At 46.5% G+C, this 5338-nt stretch carries 2 protein-coding genes; both read left to right on the forward strand.

Going from position 1 to position 5338, the window contains the following annotated elements:
- Positions 1-48 precede the first annotated feature (48 nt).
- Positions 49-4287, forward strand: a complete 4239-nt coding sequence (locus ENN47_05775; protein HDP77681.1) for a PolC-type DNA polymerase III — start codon at positions 49-51, stop codon at positions 4285-4287.
- A gap of 8 nt (positions 4288-4295) precedes the next feature.
- Positions 4296-5338, forward strand: a 1043-nt coding sequence (locus ENN47_05780; protein ID HDP77682.1) for a hypothetical protein, incomplete at its 3' end; no start/stop codon positions are given.

Below are 5338 nucleotides of genomic sequence, written 5' to 3' on the forward strand. Positions count from 1 at the left end.
CTGGTGTCACCTTGCCGCAAGGAAGTTTCCCGGAGGTGTTCGAAAAGCATGAAGCTGTGCATGAGGAATTTAGGACTTCCAATAAAAAGGCTTCTATCGAGAATCATCGAAGCCGATTCGTCTGTGGAATGTGAAGGCGTAGAAGTCTCGGAGATATCCATCGACTGCGATTCAAAAGAGATAATGATCAAGATCGGATGTGAGGTAAGCATCGAGCTTAAGGATTTTCTGGAGTCTGCATTTCTGGAGAAGGCTTCTCAGTTTCTCAAATCCTCGGTCCGTCTCTATTTCCAGCCCGTGAACGGTGGAGCAGTCAAGGCCGGTGAAGAAATACCGGAGGTAGTTAGTGATGCGCAGTTCAGAGAGATATTGAAGCTTACAAATGGGGCGTCTTCTTATTTGGCTTCTTCGGAAATGGTATTCGATGACAACAGGATATTGATTACTGTTCACGATCAATTCTCTTTTCAGCGAATCAGCGCAAAGAAACAGGATTTGAGAAAGGCAATTGAGAAGGTCTGCAGGAGGGCCATTCCTTTCGAAATAATACTGGATATCCGAGACGATCAGAGTGATCTGATCAATGAAGAGGTTTTTAGAAGAGAGGTAGAAAAGGAGACCGTTTCTTCCGGTGAAGTCGATACGGTCTTGATGGGCAGAGAAATAAGAGCCGTTTCCAAGAAGATGAAGGAAGTTCTCGGGAATGAATCCGATCTGGTTGTGAGAGGAAAGATCTTCGAACTTGAATGCAGGAACGGCAAAGTTTTCATCCTAACATTTAGCGTCACCGACTACACGGACTCTCTTACGGTGAAGCTAATTGGTGAAAACGCTCGCTCTCTTTCTGAGAAGCTCCGCGAGGGTGATGAGATAACCATTAGAGGAAAGATGGAAACAGACAGCTGGATGAAAGACGAAGTCCTTATTCCGAGAGACGTACAGAGAACAGTTCTTCCCAAACGCGTTGACGAATCTCTTGAGAAGCGAGTTGAACTCCATCTTCATACAAAAATGAGCGCTCTCGATTCAGTTGTGGATGTTCGAGAACTGGTCGATACCTTGAAGGATTGGGGACATGACGCTGCCGCGATAACCGACCACGGTGTGGTCCAGTCCATTCCCGAGTTCTATTTCGCTGCTAAGAAGAAGGGAATCAAACCGATATTTGGTATGGAAGGTTACATGATTAACGATTCCCAGCAGATATCAATGAATCTGGATGAAGAAGACTCACCGCTCGACGATGCTTCGTTCCTGGTTTTTGATCTTGAGACCACTGGCCTCAATCCTAAAGAAGATGAGATCATTGAGATAGGCGCTATCAAAATGAAGGGAAGTGAAGTCTTAGGAACTTACTCCACCTTTGTGAAGCCGGAGAAGGAACTCTCTGCAATGATCACCAGCCTGACGGGAATTACCGAAGATATGCTTTCCGAAGCGCGTCCGATCAAAGTGGTACTTCCCGAATTCACGAAGTTCGCTGAAGGCTGCATACTAGTCGCGCATAACGCTTCTTTCGATTATGGATTCGTCCGTAATTCAGTGAAGAAGCACTTTGGAGGCGACTGGGAAATGCCGTGCATCGATACCCTGGCACTGGCAAAGAGCCTTTTTAGATCGAAGAGTTATTCTCTCGATAATGTGGTCAAGCGGTTGAAGCTGGGACATTTCGACCATCACAGAGCTTACGAAGACGCAAAGGTGACGGCCGAAGTTCTGAAGAAGTTTGTTCAGCTTGCAAAGAAGAGAGGGGTTCAGAATGTAAACGAACTTGAGAAGCTCAGGAAGAACCAGAATCTCGATTCGTTGAAACCCTTTCACATAAGTATACTTGCAAAGAACAGAAAAGGGCTGGAGAATCTATACAGATTGGTCACAGCTTCACACACGAAGTATTTCTACATGAAGCCTAGAATTCCCAAGAGCTTGCTAGCCGATACGAGGGAAGGTCTTCTAATTGGCAGCGCATGCGTTTCCGGGGAGCTGGCCAAAGCCTATATAGGTGGGGCAAGCACCGATGAACTCGAGGAGATCGCAAAGTTCTACGATTACATTGAAGTCATGCCACTGGATAACATCGACACTTCTGAAGGCGAGACTAACATGTCCAGGGAAACTCTTGCGAATATGTACCGGGAGTTCTATAAGGTGGGAAAGAGATTGAACATTCCAGTTGTAATGACTGGGGATGTTCATTTTTTGAATCCTCATGACGATATTTTTCGAGCAGCAATAAATGCGGCTCAGGATTACGATAACTTCCAGAACCAGCCTTCGCTGCATCTACACACGACAGAGGAGATGTTGGTAAAAGCAAACGAGATATTTGAGGACGAGAAAGTTGTCAGAGAAATAGTCATCGACAATTCCAGATACATAGCTTCACTGATCGAAGAAGTGACGCCCGTTGAGGGAAAACTTCATCCTCCGGTAATCGAAGGAGCTGATGAAGAGGTAAGGAAAATGGCAATCGAGAATGCCGAAAGTCTCTATGGCAGTCCTTTGCCAGAGATTGTTGAAAGAAGGCTGAATCGAGAGCTCGATGCCATTATCGGCCACGGCTACGCTGTCCTATATTTGATTGCTCAGAAGATGGTAAAGAAGTCCAATGAAGACGGTTATGTTGTCGGCTCAAGAGGTTCCGTAGGCAGCTCTCTCGTGGCCAACGTAATCGGCATAACCGAAGTAAACCCGCTGCCTCCACATTATCTCTGTCTTGATTGTGGCAAGTCGATCTTTCCGGAAACCGATCTCGAATGCGGTTACGATCTTCCCGATATGGACTGTCCCGTCTGCGGGAAGAAGATGTCGAAGAACGGGCAGAGCATACCGTTCGAGACCTTTCTCGGATTTGAGGGAGACAAAGTGCCTGATATTGACCTTAACTTCTCTGGCGAATATCAGGAGCGCGCTCATTCTTTTATCGAAGAGTTGTTTGGAAGGGACCACGTGTTCAGGGCCGGTACAATTTCAACACTTGCAGAGAGAACGGCCTTCGGTTTTGTGAGAGCCTATTCCGAAAAGAGCGGCAGGAACCTTCGAAGAGCAGAACAGGAGAGAATAGCTCGAGGAATTGTGGGTGTCAGAAGAACAACTGGTCAACATCCCGGCGGACTCATGATCGTGCCAAAAGACATGGATGTCCATAGTTTCACGCCGGTACAGCACCCCGCAAATGATACGAAAGGCTCAACGTTGACAACTCACTTCGCTTACGAAGTCATTCACGATGATCTCGTTAAGATAGATGCATTGGGTCATGACGATCCCACTTTCATCAAGATGTTGAAAGATATCACCGGGGTCGATCCTGAAAAGATCCCTATGGACGATCCGGAGACGTTGTCAATCTTCTCTTCTTTGAAGTCGCTAGGAGTCAAGTATCACGAGCTGGGAACAGACATGGGAACTCTAGGGATTCCGGAGTTCGGCACCACTTTCGTTCGTAGTATGCTTTCAGATACCAGACCTTCTACCTTTGGGGAGCTTGTCAGAATCTCCGGTCTTTCACACGGAACTGATGTGTGGTTGAACAACGCAAAGGACATCATTACCTCCAGGCAGGCGTCGCTGTCGAATGTTATTGCCTGCCGGGATGACATAATGAACTATCTAATTGTCAGGGGAATGGAGCCAAAAGATGCCTTCAAGATTATGGAAAAGGTCAGAAAAGGGAAGGGCTTAAGCGAAGAGGATGAAAGAGAGGTAAGGTCCTGCGGTGCTCCTGAGTGGTTTGTAAATTCCTGTAAGAAGATAAAGTATCTCTTTCCAAGGGCACATGCCGCCGCATACGTTAGCATGGGATACAGAGTGGCGTATTTCAAAGTACACTATCCCCTCGCCTTTTACAGCACCTATTTTTCGATTAAGGGCGGAGAGTTTGATATCGACATCTGTACTTCGGACACAAATTCAATCAAAAAAGAGATAATAAGATTGAGAGCTGATCAAGACAGAAATGTGAAAGACAGGGCGAAGGAGACACTCCTTGAAGTGGTGATGGAAATGATTTACAGGGGATTCAGATTCTTGAATGTCGACCTCATGAAATCACACCCCACGAGATTTCTAATTGAAGGCGAATCCCTCAGGATACCCTTCAACAGACTTCAAAACATGGGGGATAAAGCCGCGAGATCTATCGAGAAGGAAAGAGACAAGAGGGTTTTCTCTTCAGTCGAGGATCTGGTAAGGAGAACTTCACTAAACAAGACAAGCGTAGAAATGTTGAGAAAGTACGGTGCGTTGAAGGGGCTCGCCGAGAAAGAACAGATAAGACTGTTCTGAGGATTGAGATGAATTTCAGGTTGGTTTCCTCGGATTATTCGAAGCTGATAGATCTATTCGGAAGGGTGTCGGGTACAGTTGAGCCCTCCTATCGCTATTTTCAGATTTACTTCAGAAGAGGTCTGAAGTTCTTTGCTACAGACGGGTGTCTGAAGCTTGAGTTCTCATCCAGCCTCCCTGTTGATCCTTTCACCGGTGTCTATTCTGTTCCCATAGATTATGCCAGGGCTTTGAAGAGCTCAGACGAAAAGTCGTTCGTCTCTTTCACCTCTGAAGGTGAAACCATTGCAATTAAAACTGATTCAGAGACTCTTAGCCTTCAGAAAGCCCGAAATGATGCTGTTCCTGCCATGGAAAGAAAGTTTGAGTTCTCTTCGCGTTTTCCTTTGAAAGAGTTCAACGAGTCCCTGAATTTCGTTTCCGCGGCATCGATGGAAGGCGATACCGTTGAGATCTTTTCGAAGGGGAGCGAGACGATTCTTGCAGCGTCGGCCGGTAGACTGGTCTTGCTGTCGATTCTCGAATATGAGCCAAGAACTGACTTTCACTTCTCGCTCCAGTACGTAACCGTCAGACATCTCGTAAAAACGTTAGAATTGCTGAAAACGGAAGTGCTTGATGCCGGGAGCGGGATTTCGGAACTGGGATTGAAGGCAGGTCCGCTGCTTTTTTCAGTCTGTACGGATGAGACTGAATTTCCCAGACCACCATCTTTTCTCTTCAGTGAGACAGCCTCGGGAGTCGGCGTGCAGAGAAAAGCCCTCCTTTCTGCTTTACGAAAGATCACAAGGCTATCCAGGCGCGGCTTTTCGGTTCTTATGATATCAGACGGAAATAAGCTCAAGTTGTTTCTCAAGGCCGGCAGCCTAAGGTATGACTGTGAAATTGCGTCCTTCGGCGGGGAGGAATTTGTGATCCAGGTGGATCCAAGAAAGCTGCAGTCAGCTCTTTCGAGGATCAACGATTCTATTATTCTCATACTGATTAGGAAGGGAAATCTTCTAATGGCGGGAAAGAAAAGCAAGATGTACCTAATGATTCCACTCATCAA

The sequence above is a fragment of the Mesotoga infera genome (assembly GCA_011045915.1).
GTDB lineage: Bacteria > Thermotogota > Thermotogae > Petrotogales > Kosmotogaceae > Mesotoga > Mesotoga infera_D.

Bases quoted from the DNA above. Each gene is read 5' to 3' on its own strand.
- ENN47_05775 (HDP77681.1), top strand. From the start codon at position 49: ATGAAGCTGTGCATGAGGAATTTAGGACTTCCAATAAAAAGGCTTCTA.